The organism is Acinetobacter sp. GRABPA_MV_2, from assembly GCF_056725885.1.
In genome coordinates, this window is sequence record NZ_JBWZNA010000009.1 from 135,873 (window position 1) to 149,963 (window position 14,091).

General features: G+C 35.9%; 13 protein-coding genes. 9 read left to right on the top strand and 4 right to left on the bottom strand.

Going from position 1 to position 14,091, the window contains the following annotated elements; translation table 11 throughout:
* Window positions 1-19: 19 nt before the first annotated feature.
* Genes ACXM0J_RS10140 through ACXM0J_RS10150 form a run of 3 tightly spaced genes read left to right on the top strand, consistent with a single transcriptional unit; the run spans window position 20 to window position 2,295 of the window.
* A complete protein-coding gene (locus tag ACXM0J_RS10140) occupies window positions 20-427 on the top strand; it encodes a nuclear transport factor 2 family protein (RefSeq protein WP_086265560.1) in 408 nt (135 codons plus the stop codon).
* Window positions 428-464: 37 nt separating this feature from the next.
* Window positions 465-1,181 (top strand): SGNH/GDSL hydrolase family protein, encoded by a 717-nt coding sequence (locus ACXM0J_RS10145; protein ID WP_086265559.1) that lies wholly within the window; start codon window positions 465-467, stop codon window positions 1,179-1,181.
* 19 nt (window positions 1,182-1,200) lie between these two features.
* Window positions 1,201-2,295 (top strand): YheT family hydrolase, encoded by a 1,095-nt coding sequence (locus ACXM0J_RS10150; protein WP_086265558.1) that lies wholly within the window; start codon window positions 1,201-1,203, stop codon window positions 2,293-2,295.
* A gap of 63 nt (window positions 2,296-2,358) precedes the next feature.
* Here ACXM0J_RS10150 and ACXM0J_RS10155 read toward each other — a convergent pair whose 3' ends face one another.
* Both ACXM0J_RS10155 and ACXM0J_RS10160 read right to left on the bottom strand, forming a co-directional pair.
* Window positions 2,359-3,204, bottom strand: coding sequence for a metal-dependent hydrolase (locus ACXM0J_RS10155; protein WP_002121049.1), 846 nt, complete (start codon window positions 3,202-3,204; stop codon window positions 2,359-2,361).
* A 233-nt stretch (window positions 3,205-3,437) separates the two neighbouring features.
* Window positions 3,438-3,905: an internalin gene (locus tag ACXM0J_RS10160; RefSeq protein ID WP_086265557.1), complete on the bottom strand. Its 468-nt coding sequence runs from the start codon at window positions 3,903-3,905 to the stop codon at window positions 3,438-3,440.
* A 223-nt stretch (window positions 3,906-4,128) separates the two neighbouring features.
* On the opposite strand from ACXM0J_RS10160, the gene ACXM0J_RS10165 reads away from it, so the two are divergent.
* From ACXM0J_RS10165 to eno, 3 genes are all read left to right on the top strand, one after another.
* On the top strand, window positions 4,129-5,766 hold the full coding sequence (locus ACXM0J_RS10165) for a CTP synthase (protein WP_002121060.1): 1,638 nt from the start codon (window positions 4,129-4,131) through the stop codon (window positions 5,764-5,766).
* Between the two features lie 30 nt (window positions 5,767-5,796).
* Entirely contained in the window at window positions 5,797-6,654 is an 858-nt protein-coding gene (gene kdsA / locus ACXM0J_RS10170) for a 3-deoxy-8-phosphooctulonate synthase (RefSeq protein WP_017400378.1), read from the top strand.
* A gap of 63 nt (window positions 6,655-6,717) precedes the next feature.
* Window positions 6,718-8,007 carry a phosphopyruvate hydratase gene (eno, locus tag ACXM0J_RS10175; protein WP_002121066.1) on the top strand — a complete coding sequence of 430 codons (1,290 nt, stop codon included), beginning with the start codon at window positions 6,718-6,720 and terminating at the stop codon, window positions 8,005-8,007.
* 83 nt (window positions 8,008-8,090) lie between these two features.
* Here eno and ACXM0J_RS10180 read toward each other — a convergent pair whose 3' ends face one another.
* Window positions 8,091-8,768 (bottom strand): DUF421 domain-containing protein, encoded by a 678-nt coding sequence (locus ACXM0J_RS10180; protein ID WP_068557086.1) that lies wholly within the window; start codon window positions 8,766-8,768, stop codon window positions 8,091-8,093.
* 348 nt (window positions 8,769-9,116) lie between these two features.
* Window positions 9,117-9,797 (bottom strand): hypothetical protein, encoded by a 681-nt coding sequence (locus ACXM0J_RS10185; protein ID WP_086265556.1) that lies wholly within the window; start codon window positions 9,795-9,797, stop codon window positions 9,117-9,119.
* Window positions 9,798-10,169: 372 nt separating this feature from the next.
* On the opposite strand from ACXM0J_RS10185, the gene ACXM0J_RS10190 reads away from it, so the two are divergent.
* The 3 genes from ACXM0J_RS10190 (at window position 10,170) to ispD (ending at window position 13,741) form a co-directional block, all read left to right on the top strand.
* Complete coding sequence (locus ACXM0J_RS10190; RefSeq protein ID WP_410374423.1) at window positions 10,170-12,356, top strand: TonB-dependent siderophore receptor; 2,187 nt, start codon at window positions 10,170-10,172, stop codon at window positions 12,354-12,356.
* A 313-nt stretch (window positions 12,357-12,669) separates the two neighbouring features.
* On the top strand, window positions 12,670-13,059 hold the full coding sequence (ftsB, locus tag ACXM0J_RS10195) for a cell division protein FtsB (RefSeq protein ID WP_005069056.1): 390 nt from the start codon (window positions 12,670-12,672) through the stop codon (window positions 13,057-13,059).
* Window positions 13,025-13,741: a 2-C-methyl-D-erythritol 4-phosphate cytidylyltransferase gene (gene ispD, locus ACXM0J_RS10200; protein WP_057077147.1), complete on the top strand. Its 717-nt coding sequence runs from the start codon at window positions 13,025-13,027 to the stop codon at window positions 13,739-13,741. Before ftsB ends, ispD begins: the two co-directional genes overlap by 35 nt.
* Window positions 13,742-14,091: the final 350 nt, after the last annotated feature.

Below are 14,091 nucleotides of genomic sequence, written 5' to 3' on the forward strand. Positions count from 1 at the left end.
TATAGGATATAAAAAAACAATGACACTCGAAACAACAAATCAGTCTTTAGAAAAATGGCATGAAATGGTTCAGGCTGGTAACTTATCCGATCTAAATGACTTGCTGGCGGATGAAGTGGTTTTTCGCTCACCAGTTGCTTACAAACCTTATGAAGGAAAGCAGGTCGTTTTCTTCATTCTTACCAATGTGATTCAGGTGTTCGAAGACTTTACCTATCATCGTGAGTTTTATACAGAAGACGGTGAAAATGTAGTGCTTGAGTTCAGTGCCAATGTTAGTGGTAAATCATTAAAAGGTATTGATATGATTCGTTTTAATGAACAAGGCAAAATTATTGATTTTGAAGTAATGATACGTCCAATGAGTGGCTTAGCTGCATTGGCTGAACAAATGGGTATAAGAATTGCTAAGTTTCAACCTCAATAATTTTAGTAAATAGCCTAGTAAGATAGAGATCAATAAAATGTGGTTAAAGCTTTCAACTCTAGCATTGCTTCCTGTACTGTTTGTACAAGGAACAAAGGTTCGCAAGAATACACCACGACTGCTAGAAGCAAGCGGTGATAGAGAAGGCATCGTTGGCAAGGGAAGACCTCTATCATTACTTATTTTAGGAGACTCTGCCGCAGCAGGTGTTGGGGTAGAAAACCAAAAAGATGCTTTATCTGGTGCAATTATTTCTGAGTTGCAAGATCAATATTCGATACGCTGGAAACTGCATGCAAAAACAGGTGATACAACTAAGCAGGTTTTTCAAGCAGTACAGCATTTAGAGCAACAAAATTACGATGTGGTGGTTACGTCGATTGGTGTTAATGATGTAACAAAATTAACCTCAGCAAGTTCATGGATAAAACAACAAAAACAATTATTTCAATATATACAGGCACGTTTTCAGCCTAAGCTCATTATTGTTTCTGGTGTTCCGCCAATGCAGCATTTTCCAGCGTTACCAAATCCATTGGCTTGGTTGTTTGGAAAATATGCGGAACAAATAAATCAGACATTAGATAAATGGTTACAATCACAAAACCAATTTAGATTCATTCAATATGATATTCGGCATTTTCAAGCGATGAATCTGCCTATGGCAAGTGATGGCTTTCATCCGAGTAAAGAAATTTATGCAATTTGGGGACAACAGGTTGCAGCATTAGTGCGGCAATCATTTAACTCATAATCAGAGGTAGTGATTGGAAATGGGCATATCTACTTTAAATAAAATTAAAGCTTTCGGTTCAGAATTGTTCGATTCGGTATTAGGTGCCGAACAGCCAAAAATCTATTATGACCCAAATGGGAAAATAAAAGATATTCTGGAGAAATTGCCCCAGCTCAAGCAAAAATATCGGCCCACACCGTGGTTGAGCAACAATCACGTTCATCTTTTGTATTTTGATATCATTAGAAAAAAAACCATTAAGCTTGAATATGACCGTATTGATCAGCTCACTATGAAAGATGGTGGCGTAACTGCGATCGCGTGGTATGGCTATGATCTTCCTCCAGATACTCCAACTGTTGTCATTATGCATACCATTACAGGAACACCTGAAAGTATGCGTGAACTTGTGAAAGACATACATCATTATACGGGATGGAGAATAGCACTATGCTTACGCCGTGGGCATGCTGGCTTACCTATGCCTGTGCCACAGATTTCTCTTTTTGGATCAACAAGCGACCTTAAAGAGCAACTTGAGCATATTCAAAAATTATTCTCTAAAACGGATTTATACGCAGTAGGTTCCTCTGCCGGGACAGGGCTACTAGTTCGTTACTTAGGAGAGCAAGGTACTGACACGCCATTTAAAGCTGCTTTTGCAATGTGTCCGGGCTACAACACAGAGATTGGCTTTAAAAATGTTCATCCGTTTTATAGCAAAATGATGACCAAAAAGTTATTCAAGTATTTTATTCATCCTTATCAAAGTACTTGGAACCAGATTGCTTCTTTAGAAAAGGTTCTTGCAACGACAAGTCTGGAAGAGTTTGAGAAAGAATATTTTGAAATGGCTGGCTTTGATGATTATCAAAGCTATTGCCAAGCCATTAATCCAATTTATGTATTTGAGAATGTCAAAATACCATTAATGATTCTTAATGCTGAGGACGATCCAGTCTGTTCTATTAAAAATTTGGAACCTTACAAAGAAACGATTCAGCAAATGAGTAATATTGCGGTAATCACCACAAAAAAAGGAAGTCACTGTGGCTTTTACGAAGGATGGAAAAGTACCTCATGGGCGGCCAAATTAATATCAAATTATTTTTTGGTCGAACATAAGCAATAACTGTAATTTCGCAATAAGTTAAATAAAGCCCATTCAACAGATGGGCTTTATAATTTTATTAGATCAAGATAAAAGCAATTTTGGATCTTTTAGTCCAATTTTGATTTTTGTGCTAGCCACGAGGTCTTTTTCATCTGTTTGGTTGGGATGAAAGTCAAATCGATAATAGTCAAAAAATTGAGGGATCAATGTTCTATATTGTTTATTCGCAAAACTAAAGAACTTACGCCATGATTTGAAATTTAAGAGTTGATGATCCCGTTTCATAAGAACGAATTGATAAATTGTTGAAAAACCGGTAATCAAAAATAGACTTAAAGTAAAGACTGTAATGCGAGGAAGGTATGCGCTTAAGCCACTTCCATATAAATGTTGATAGAGATCAAAGGCCACAGCTTTATGTTCAGTTTCTTCAATACTATGCCATAGCCATAAATTGCGAATAGTTGAGTCCGTCATCAATTCATTAACAGATTGCATCATACTAACCACAAGTACTGCGGTGTAGTGTTCTAGACCTACTGTTACAAGCAAATTCCATTTTTTACTAAAAACTTTTTCAATAGCTTTTAAAACGATGCCAGTTACTTTTTCTAAAGATTGAGGATCTAAACCATATTGCTGTGCACTTACATGAAAAGCATGATGTTCTTTAGAGTGCATAGCTTCTTGGCCAATAAAAGCACTAATTTCACGATCTAAAATTTCATTCGACTTTGCTTTAGCACGTAAAGCTCGAACAGAGCGAACGAAATATGATTCACCTTCAGGGAACAATGTAGATAAACCCGTAAAATAATGGGTAAAAGTGGGTTCATTATTACACCAGTAGCGAGGTACATTTTCAAAATTATAGTCCATACGACGGACTGGAAATGAGGCGGGGACACGATTTGATACAGTATTCATTCTAAGCTCCAATCTTCTTTCAACAAGTTCCAAAAAGGAACTTGTTGAAAAACTACATCGCTCTAAATTTATCGTCAATGTTTTTTTGAAGTGAAAAAAGTAGATTGTCCCTAATTGATATCTAGGGAAACTTTAAAGATAAAATGCGAAGAAAAAGTAAAACTGTTTATTAAATTTAATAATACTTAAAAGCCCAAATTGATGGTTCAATTTGGGCATATGTGTTTACGAACTTAGTTTTTAAGCGCTGGAGTAGCAGCAGCAATTGCAGCAGCAACAGCATCATCTTCAGTTTGAGATGGTTCGGCTGGTTTTGACTGAACCTTTTCAGGTTTTGGCTCTGCTTTTGGCTCAGGCTTAGGTTCAGGTTTTGGTTTCGGCTCTGCTTTAGGTTGCTCAGAAACTGTTGTTTGTGAATTTTGATCAGGTTGGGTAGGGCGAGTTTCACGGCGAATTTCAGTTGTCGTATTCGCTGTTTCTTCACGATGAACTTCAACTTGCGTTGGTTCCTGAGTTTGAGCTTCTTCAGTTTGAACACTTTCTAAAGACTCAAATTTTGCAGGTTCAGCAGGTGTAGGTTCTGAAACAGCAGTTTCAACCTTTTCTTGCTCTTCTTCTTTAGGTGTTTCTTTTTTGACACATGCGGTTAACAATAGTCCAGCTGCAATTGCAGCACAGATTAAAAGTTTTTTATTTGCCATTGTCCTAAACAACATTTAATTGAGGAGTTGGCATTATAACAGCAAAAGAGAATGAAAAAATCATGTGAGATTGACCTAAATTTTTATTAAAAATGCTGATAGAATAGCCAGTTGTTTAATGATCTTTGAATTGATGCGGTTTGACTTTGCTTTATAGGGGCAGAGTACAGTAAAATTGCCAAACATTGTAGGCCGATTTCGGCTTGATTGTACGAGAAACTTAATGACCCATTTTATTTTTGTCACTGGTGGTGTAGTTTCATCGCTAGGTAAAGGTATTTCTGCTGCTTCAGTTGCTGCACTTTTGGAAGCCCGTGGCTTAAAAGTCACAATGGTTAAAATGGATCCCTACATTAATGTCGATCCAGGGACAATGAGCCCTTTCCAACATGGTGAAGTTTTTGTCACAGAGGATGGTGCCGAAACTGATCTAGACTTGGGTTATTACGAACGTTTCTTACGTCGTGCGAAAATGACCAAACTTAATAACTTTACCAGTGGTCGTGTATATCAGGACGTTTTAAATAAAGAACGTCGTGGTGACTACCTTGGTGGTACAGTTCAAGTTATTCCTCATATTACTGACAACATTAAAGAACGTGTACTTCGCGCAGGTGAAGGCTACGATGTTGCTATTGTAGAAATTGGCGGTACGGTAGGTGATATTGAATCACTTCCATTTATGGAGTCAGTTCGTCAGTTAATGGTTGAGCTTGGTCATAAAAGAACCATGCTTATGCATTTAACTTTGTTGCCATATATCAAATCTGCAGCAGAGCTTAAGACAAAACCAACTCAACACTCTGTTAAAGAGTTGCTTTCGATTGGTATTCAGCCAGATATTCTTATCTGCCGTACTGAATATGATGTGGATGTTGACACTAAACGCAAAATTGCATTGTTCACTAACGTAGAAGCGCGTGCTGTAGTGGTATGTAAAGATGCGAAAACAATTTATCAAATTCCACGTACATTCTATGAACAAAACGTTGATGACTTGATCTGTGAGCGTTTTGGATTTAATGATCTTCCAGAAGCAAACCTAGAAGATTGGGACAATGTAGTCGAAGCATTACTAAATCCTGAATACACTTTACGTGTAGCTATGGTTGGTAAATATGTTGAATTACCAGATGCTTATAAGTCTGTGAATGAAGCATTATTACACGCAGGTATTAAAAATCGCGTAAAAGTACAAATCGATTATGTCAACGCTGAAGAACTTGAAAGCCAAGACGTATCTATTTTAAGTACAGCTGACGCAATTTTAGTTCCAGGTGGTTTTGGCGAACGTGGTACTGAAGGCAAAATGAAAGCTATTCAATACGCACGTGAAAACAAAATCCCATTCTTGGGTATTTGTTTAGGCATGCAATTGGCTGTTATTGAATACGCTCGCCATGTTGCAGGTATGCCAGAAGCTTCTTCTACAGAATTTAACCGCTCTACAAAATATCCACTTATTGGTTTAATTACTGAATGGTTAGATGAGCGCGGTGAATTACAACAACGTAGCCTTGAGTCTGACTTAGGTGGAACTATGCGTTTAGGTGCTCAAAAATCTGAATTGGTTGAAGGCACAAAAACACGTGAAGTCTACGGTAAAGCTGAAATCACTGAGCGTCATCGTCACCGTTATGAAATGAATAACCGTTTCATCGAGTCGATTGAACAAGCTGGTATGAAGATTTCAGGTTACTCTTCAGCACAACATTTAGTTGAAACTGTAGAAATTCCTGAACATCCTTGGTTTATTGCTGTACAATTCCACCCGGAATTTACAAGTTCACCACGTGATGGACATCCATTATTTGCTAGTTTTATTGACGCTGCAAAAACACAGCATCAAAAAAGTAAATAATGCGATTTTAAATAAACTGGGAAAGTTTAAATGTCACAATTAAAACCACAAGAAGTTGTACGTTTAGGCGATATACAAATGGCAAATCATTTGCCATTTGTATTATTTGGCGGAATGAACGTACTTGAATCAAAAGATTTAGCTTTTGAAATTGCAGAAACGTATGTTGATATTTGCAAACGCTTAGATATTCCTTATGTATTTAAAGCGAGTTTTGATAAAGCAAATCGTTCTAGTCTGCATTCATTCCGTGGTCCTGGACTTGAAAAAGGTATCGAATGGTTAGGTGATATTAAAAAACATTTTAATGTTCCTATCATTACTGATGTGCATGAGCCATATCAGGCTGCACCGGTTGCAGAAGTAGCCGATATTATTCAATTACCCGCTTTCTTAAGTCGTCAGACTGATCTTGTCGAGGCGATGGCAAAAACACAGGCTATTATTAATATTAAGAAAGCCCAGTTTTTAGCACCTCATGAAATGCGTCATATCCTGCATAAATGTTTAGAAGCAGGAAACGACAAACTTATTCTTTGTGAACGTGGTTCAGCATTTGGTTATAACAATCTTGTTGTAGATATGCTTGGCTTTGACACAATGAAAGAAATGAATGTGCCAGTTTTCTTTGACGTGACACATGCGTTACAAACCCCTGGTGGTCGTGCTGACTCAGCAGGTGGTCGTCGTGCTCAAATTACAACTTTAGCACGCGCTGGAATGGCAACTGGTTTGGCTGGATTGTTCTTGGAAGGACACCCAGACCCAGAACATGCAAAATGCGATGGACCTTGTGCATTACGTATGTCCCAACTTGAACCATTCTTGGCACAAATAAAAGAATTGGATACTTTAGTTAAAGGATTCAAAAAGTTAGACACCCATTGAGTTGTTTTATAACCCTTACGCTGCTTTAACCGCAGCTCATATTCATTCAAAGAGGAATTGTTCATGAGCCAAATCGTTGACATTCGTGCACGTGAAATTTTGGACTCTCGTGGTAACCCAACCATCGAAGCAGACGTAATTTTAGAATCTGGGGTTGTTGGTCGTGCATGTGCACCATCTGGTGCTTCAACTGGTTCTCGTGAAGCTTTAGAACTACGTGACGGTGATAAATCGCGTTACTTAGGTAAAGGCGTTCGTACAGCAGTTAATAACGTTAATACATTGATTCGTGATGCTTTGTTGGGTAAATCAGTTTTTGAGCAAAAAGACATTGATAATACAATGATCGCGCTTGACGGTACTGAAAACAAAGAGAAATTAGGTGCTAACGCAACTTTAGCTGTGTCATTGGCTGCTGCGCGCGCTGCTGCTGAAGAAAAGAAACTTCCTCTTTTCCAATACATCGCAGATCTTCGTGGTCAAACAATTTTGACAATGCCTGTACCGATGATGAACATCTTAAATGGTGGTGAGCATGCGGACAACACTGTTGATATTCAAGAGTTCATGATTGAGCCTGTAGGTTTCACTTCATTTGCTGAAGCTTTACGTGCTGGTGCTGAAGTATTCCATTCTTTAAAATCAGTTTTAAAGAAACAAGGTTTGAATACTGCTGTGGGTGATGAGGGTGGTTTTGCTCCTAACTTACGTTCTAACGAAGAAGCAATTCAAATCATTTTACAAGCAATTGAATTGACTGGTTACAAAGCTGGTTCAGACATGATGCTTGCGTTAGACTGCGCATCTTCAGAATTCTACAAAAACGGTCAATACGTTTTAGAAGGCGAAGGCAACCGTGCATTTACAAGCCATCAGTTTGCAGATTATTTAGCTGGTCTTGTAAATCAATATCCAATTATCTCAATCGAAGATGGTTTAGATGAGTCTGATTGGGAAGGCTGGAGCTACTTGACTTCAATCCTTGGTGATAAAATCCAATTGGTTGGTGATGACTTGTTCGTAACTAATCCTAAGATTTTACAACGTGGTATTGATGAAAAAGTTGGTAACTCAATCTTAATCAAATACAACCAGATCGGTACTTTGACTGAAACTTTAGACGCAATTTATCTTGCTAAAGCAAATGGTTATTCGACTGTTATTTCTCACCGTTCTGGTGAAACGGAAGATTCAACAATTGCTGACTTGGCAGTAGGTACAGCAGCTGGCCAAATCAAGACTGGTTCACTTTGCCGTTCTGACCGTGTTTCTAAATACAACCAATTACTTCGTATTGAAGAATTGACTAAAGCTGCTTACCGCGGTAAAGCTGAATTTAAAGGTTTAAACTAATCTTTAAATAAAAAGTTAAAATTAATTTTTTAACATTTGAAGATGCTATTTCCTGTTTTTAATAGGAAATAGCACCTTTTTTATTATCCTAATCGGCGTGTTTTTAAAGACTCAGCCCAACTGTGATGTTGACATCGGCTACATTCTTGGTCGATTTTATTTAAAATTTTAGTTTCACCACATTTCATACATGAATAAAAAGTATTAAGTTTAAGTACATTGGCTCTGCGGTAAGCGTCAGGGAATAATGGTAGGCCCCATTTTACGTCCTCATCTTCAAAATAAAGCAGACTAAGAATACCATCAGACTCTAATAAAGCTGTTCTCACTTGTCCAAGATGCTCAACATGTTGTTGCCGCATTTCTGAGAAAAACTCATCATGAGAATATGATTGTTTTTGGAAATCTTTGTAGACTACAAGACCATCCTTAACAATACAAAGTGCTTTTCCTTCAAGTAAATCTTCAATTTTTTTATGCTTTACCATGCTCCATGTAGCAAATCGATAAAGAAAAAGAATAACGATAAACACAACAAAGGCATGTGCAATAGGTATATCCTCAGTAAACATCGGATCGCCAGCTGCTGACCCTAAACATAAAATGATTGCGAGTTCAAAAAGGGAGAGCTGACGTACACCTCGTTTACCAGATAATCTTAAAAAACTAATAATGATGATAAACATCACGGTACATCGAACTAAAACTTCTAAAACAAAGTTCCAGGTTGTATCACCTATAAATATATTAATAAAATCCATTTTTCACCTTTCTCCTTATTAAAATATTGAGAGAAATCCTTATAAAATTCTTAACAAATTAGAAAATAAAAAAATATACTTTTTAGGTAGTTATTGGTTAAAAGAGTGAAGCATATGTGACTTTTTATAAATTTTATTCGTAACTAATTCTGTGTGAATAAACTTAAGATAGTTAGTCTAATTATGTGCTGTACTATTCAAAAATAGATCTATTAAGAGGTGATGCTATTCCCAAAAGGGAAGGCAGTATTAAAAGATATATCAACAAAGACATTCTTATTAGTTAGATTAGATTTAATAATGATGCAAGCTATAAAAATAACTGATATTAAGATTTAAAAAAATAGTTTAATGACAATCAGGAGTATAAGGAATCTCATCTAGACGTTTTTGAAAAACTTGAGGATCCATAACATTTTTATACATTTGTTGATATGTTTTTTTGTGATCTTCAATGTTGTGATAATCAATAACTTCTTGGAGTTTATCTTTATATTCTATATGACCAGCATGGAACATTGCTGCATAATGTCTCCATAAAGCATATTGATATCGCAAAGCAGCTTTAGGAATTAAATTTATCTCATTTAAATAACTATTCGCGGTTTTTTCATAACATGCTTTTATTTCATGAGCATCTTTCTTCATTTTACTTAGGAAAATACATTGCATCTCTTGTAATTTTGAATTTTCTGATTTAGCTAGTATTTTTTCGGTAACGCGATAAGCTTCATTAAGACAACCTAAATGTATGAGTATTTTACGTTTAGTTTTTAAAATGTTTAAGTTGTTATCGTTAGGTGGCATCTTTTTTAATAAACGTTTTAATTTAAAATGAGCTGTTATTTGGTCTTGTTCAGTATTTAATTTATAAATAATGTCATTAAATTCATATGTATAGGTATTAATAGGTCTATTTATTTTTTGGGAGTCCTCCACATTAATTATTTTTGATGGACTATCATCAGTATGATTATTACAAGCGCTCAAACCTAAGCTTACTAAAGAAAATGCTAAAACTTTATGCACTACAACTTGTACCTTTATTCTCTATGATGAGATTTTAGAAGAATAATAAAATATAAAAGAAAATACTGTTTAGTTTGTTATTTTTGAGTTAATCGTAAGACAATTGCATAACATTTTATTAATTAATTGGAGCACGATAAATTTAACTGCCTGATGATCCGAGTGTGGGGTTGGATGGGAAAGAAATACATCAATAATTAAAATTACTGATAACCCACTCTAAACAAATAGTAGTGATTATTAATATATTGTTGATAACAATTATCATTCGTGTTAATTTTTGTGCCGACTTTTTCTGCTTTGTAACAAGGAACAAAGTAGTAAAAGGGTAAGGAATCTCGCACAGCACATTAATTATTATGGAATTTTCTTATGTACACTTCGCCCTTTAGAAAAGTATTTAGAGCTCATCCTTTAGCATTTGCTATGGCTTTAACTGTTCCTTCAGTTGGTTATGCAGATGAGAAAAATGGAACAGCCACCTTAGAAACGATAAGAGTACAAGCAGAACAAGAAAATTCCACTGTTACTGAAGGTTCGGGCAGTTACGCAGCAAAAAGCGCAAATACTTCTACAAAATTAAATTTATCTCTTCGTGAAACACCACAATCGGTGAAGGTTTTAACCCGTGAGTATTTAGATGATCGTAAAATCGATTCATTTCAAGATTTAATGAACAATATTACGGGTGTTTCGACTTCACGTACTGATGAGCGTCAGAAAGTTTATGCACGTGGTTTTGAGGTAGATTATTACTTAATAGATGGAATACCGAGCACGATTAATTTAGGTACAGGGGACCTTGATTTAGATATTTATGATCGCGTCGAGGTGGTGAAAGGTGCTAATGGCCTAACCACAGGTGCGGGAAATCCAGCGATGGCGCTGAATATGATTCGTAAACATGCAAACTCAAAAGAACTTAGTGGTAATGTTAGTACATCATTAGGCTCATGGAACTCTTGGAGTAGTTCGGCAGATATTTCTACACCGCTTAATGCTGATGGTTCATTGCGTGGACGTATGTTTGTGAAGCATTCTGATGAAAATTCATTTATGGATTTTTATGAGAAAGAGCGGAATGTATTTTATGGTGCTCTTGATTATGATCTGAGCGATAAAACAAGTATGTCGCTTGGAGCTACTTATCAAGAATTGCATCGTGACGGTATCCGTTGGGGTGGTACACCTGCTTTTTATACTGATGGGACCCGTACCAATTTTTCTAGAAGCTTAACAGTAAGTGCACCTTGGACTTACTGGGATGTGAATACAACGGCAGTGTTTGCGAACTTAAAACAGAATTTATTTAATGATGTCAATTTAAATGTTGCTTATACTTTCCGCAAAGAAGATACGGACTCTATGTTGTTATATACAGCTGGAAAAGTAGATAAGGCAACCAACACCAGTCCACTAAAAAATATAGATGATAATAAAAAGGATAATGTTTCTGTATATGGCGCCAAAGCTGCGAGTGAAGAAAACAATATTGATGTTTTTATCAATGCCCCATTTACGCTTTTTAATCGTCCACAAGAAATCATTATTGGCGGATCTTGGAATAAGAATGAAAAGACAAAAGATATTTTTGGTGGATCTAACAAAAACCAAGACATTGAAAAATATTTAGGTGGTCCGCTTAACTATAATGATATAGCTCAAGAGTTGCTTCAGCCTGTTATTTTAAACGGCAAAAATGCGCTGAATGAAACCACACAAACTGCGGCATATATTGCTGGAAAATTTCAAATTCTTGATCCTTTAAAAATTATTGCTGGTGCACGTTTATCTAACTGGGAATATAAAGCTGAGAATGATAAAGGTAACCGTGAATTTAACAATGAATTAGCACCTTATATTGGCGCTATTTATGATTTTGCCCAAGATCATTCTGTGTATGCGAGTTATACAGAAATTTTCAAACCTCAAGATCGTAAAGATGTAAATGATCAATATATTGATCCGATTACAGGTAAGAGTTATGAGGCTGGCTTAAAGAGTGAGTGGTTTGGGGGGCATTTAAATACAGCATTGTCAGTATTTCGAATAGAACAATCTAATTTTGCTGAATCGATACCTGGAGTATTTATTGTCCGTAATGGTACACAAACTACAGAGCAAGCTTACCGTGCTGTAGATGGTGTTGAAAGTAAAGGCTTTGAGTTTGAAGCTGAGGGCGAGATTAACGATAACTGGGCTGTTAATTTTGGTATTGCTAATTTTGAAGCAAAAGATGCAAAGGGTACGAAGGTTAATACGACAAACTCTCGAACAACTTCAAATTTATTTGTTAAATACAAACTTAATCAGTGGAGTGCAGGACTTGGCTTAAATTATAAGAGTAAATACTATACGGGTAGTGGAAGCTCTCGCATTGAGCAAGATGCTTATGTTTTAGCAAGTGCGATGCTTGGCTATCAAGTAGATAAAAATATTAAACTTCAATTTAATATCGATAATATTTTTGATGAAAAATATTATGAAGGTATTGGTGAAAACTCAATGAATTGGGGAACACCACGAAATGCAACGCTGAGTGTTCGTTATAGCTTCTAATTAATGGCTCATTTAAATCTCTATTGATAAGTCCTCTTCGGAGGACTTTTTCCTATTTATTAAACATAATTTCTTGATACGCAGAATAACTTTTATATATAGAGTGATTTATAAGCAGTTGTACTTATAAATATGATTTCCCTTTCAAATTCCATTCATTTTTGACAAAATGCAACATGTTTCAATGGTCAATTTAAAGTAACATGCGCATTAATAGTTTTGCACTGATTTTGCAGGAATTTTGCATGCTCTTTTTAAATTGTTATACAATACAAAAGCTTAATCAAAGTTTTTAATTAAAACTCTTAATGATATGTTAGAAGTATTTCGATCCACTTCAAGCAAACTGATATTACTACTGGTTATTGTTTTGGTAGCCATACTGCAATATCAATTTTGGTTAGGTGAGGGTGGTTATCTCCCTCATCAAGCTCTCATGCAACAAATTCAGCAACAAGCTGAAGTAAATGAAGAGCTTAAAGAACGAAACCGTATTTTGGCAGCAGAGGTTTTTGACCTGAAAAATGGTACAGAAGCAATAGAAGAACATGCTCGCCTTGATCTTGGTTTGGTTAAACCACATGAGACATTTGTTCAAATGAGTACAATTAGTACCCATTACAAGCCTATTTATATTGACCCGAACGCTAAAGTTGATTTGGAAACGAATGAGACACCTGCATCCCCAGATATCCCAGACTAAATTATGGGCAGTTATTCCAGCTGCAGGGTCAGGAAGTCGATTTTCTAAAACAGAATTGAAACAGTATCAATATATTCAGAATACGACTGTTTTAGAACATACTGTTCGACGCATAAGCCAGCTTCCATTAAGTGGTTATGTTTTGGCAATTGGTACCCAAGATACCTTTGCTCAGACGCTCGCATTTCAAAATATAGATAAGGCGCATTTTTGTATAGGTGGGGCTGAACGAGTCCATTCGGTATTAAATGCTTTAAATCATCTTTTAACTTTTGCTAATGAAAATGATTGGGTTCTTGTACATGATGCAGCACGGCCTTGTGTAACAATTGAATGTTTAAATACCCTTGTTGAACAAGCAATTAAATCAAATCATAGTGCTATTTTAGCGATTCCTGTTCGTGACACTTTAAAACAGGTTGAGGCAAATAATCATATTAATAAAACGGTAAATCGGGATTCATTATGGCAGGCTCAAACGCCTCAAATTGCTAAAATTGGAAAGCTCAAAAAAGCAATTGAATACGCTTTAGAAAATAATATTGCTATTACCGATGAGGCAAGTGCACTTGAATATATGGGTGAAACTGTGCAGGTTGTAATGGGGCGTTCTGATAATATTAAAATTACTTATCCTGATGATTTAGAGCTTGCACGTTTAATTTTACAATCACAGTCTTAAGATAGATATACATAATAATATTTTGTAGTTTTATTTGAGAAATAGCCTAAGTAAATATTTCATTTCTACATATCTATTTATAAGAATTAATATTTTTTTACATCCCAAGTCTATAAGATTGGTTGAGTACTTTACTTAGATAATGTTCGATCATCGAACAAAATATATTTATACCGAACAAAACTGTATGTAGCTTACTAGATCAAAATACGAAAATTATCAAAAATGTTTAAAAGGGAAATCTAAGGGAAACACTCGGGATTGAGTGAAATATTTATCTATTCTTCTCGCCTCAGTGTGCCTAACTCTCTTACCTATCTCTTCTTCAATGAGCACAATGGAGTTGTCTA

Bases quoted from the DNA above. Each gene is read 5' to 3' on its own strand.
- eno (WP_002121066.1), top strand. From the start codon at position 6,718: ATGAGCCAAATCGTTGACATTCGTGCACGTGAAATTTTGGACTCTCGT.
- ACXM0J_RS10190 (WP_410374423.1), top strand. From the start codon at position 10,170: ATGTACACTTCGCCCTTTAGAAAAGTATTTAGAGCTCATCCTTTAGCA.
- ACXM0J_RS10145 (WP_086265559.1), top strand. From the start codon at position 465: ATGTGGTTAAAGCTTTCAACTCTAGCATTGCTTCCTGTACTGTTTGTA.
- kdsA (WP_017400378.1), top strand. From the start codon at position 5,797: ATGTCACAATTAAAACCACAAGAAGTTGTACGTTTAGGCGATATACAA.
- ACXM0J_RS10150 (WP_086265558.1), top strand. From the start codon at position 1,201: ATGGGCATATCTACTTTAAATAAAATTAAAGCTTTCGGTTCAGAATTG.
- ACXM0J_RS10160 (WP_086265557.1), bottom strand. From the start codon at position 3,905: ATGGCAAATAAAAAACTTTTAATCTGTGCTGCAATTGCAGCTGGACTA.
- ftsB (WP_005069056.1), top strand. From the start codon at position 12,670: ATGTTAGAAGTATTTCGATCCACTTCAAGCAAACTGATATTACTACTG.
- ACXM0J_RS10180 (WP_068557086.1), bottom strand. From the start codon at position 8,768: ATGGATTTTATTAATATATTTATAGGTGATACAACCTGGAACTTTGTT.
- ACXM0J_RS10165 (WP_002121060.1), top strand. From the start codon at position 4,129: ATGACCCATTTTATTTTTGTCACTGGTGGTGTAGTTTCATCGCTAGGT.
- ACXM0J_RS10155 (WP_002121049.1), bottom strand. From the start codon at position 3,204: ATGAATACTGTATCAAATCGTGTCCCCGCCTCATTTCCAGTCCGTCGT.
- ispD (WP_057077147.1), top strand. From the start codon at position 13,025: ATGAGACACCTGCATCCCCAGATATCCCAGACTAAATTATGGGCAGTT.
- ACXM0J_RS10140 (WP_086265560.1), top strand. From the start codon at position 20: ATGACACTCGAAACAACAAATCAGTCTTTAGAAAAATGGCATGAAATG.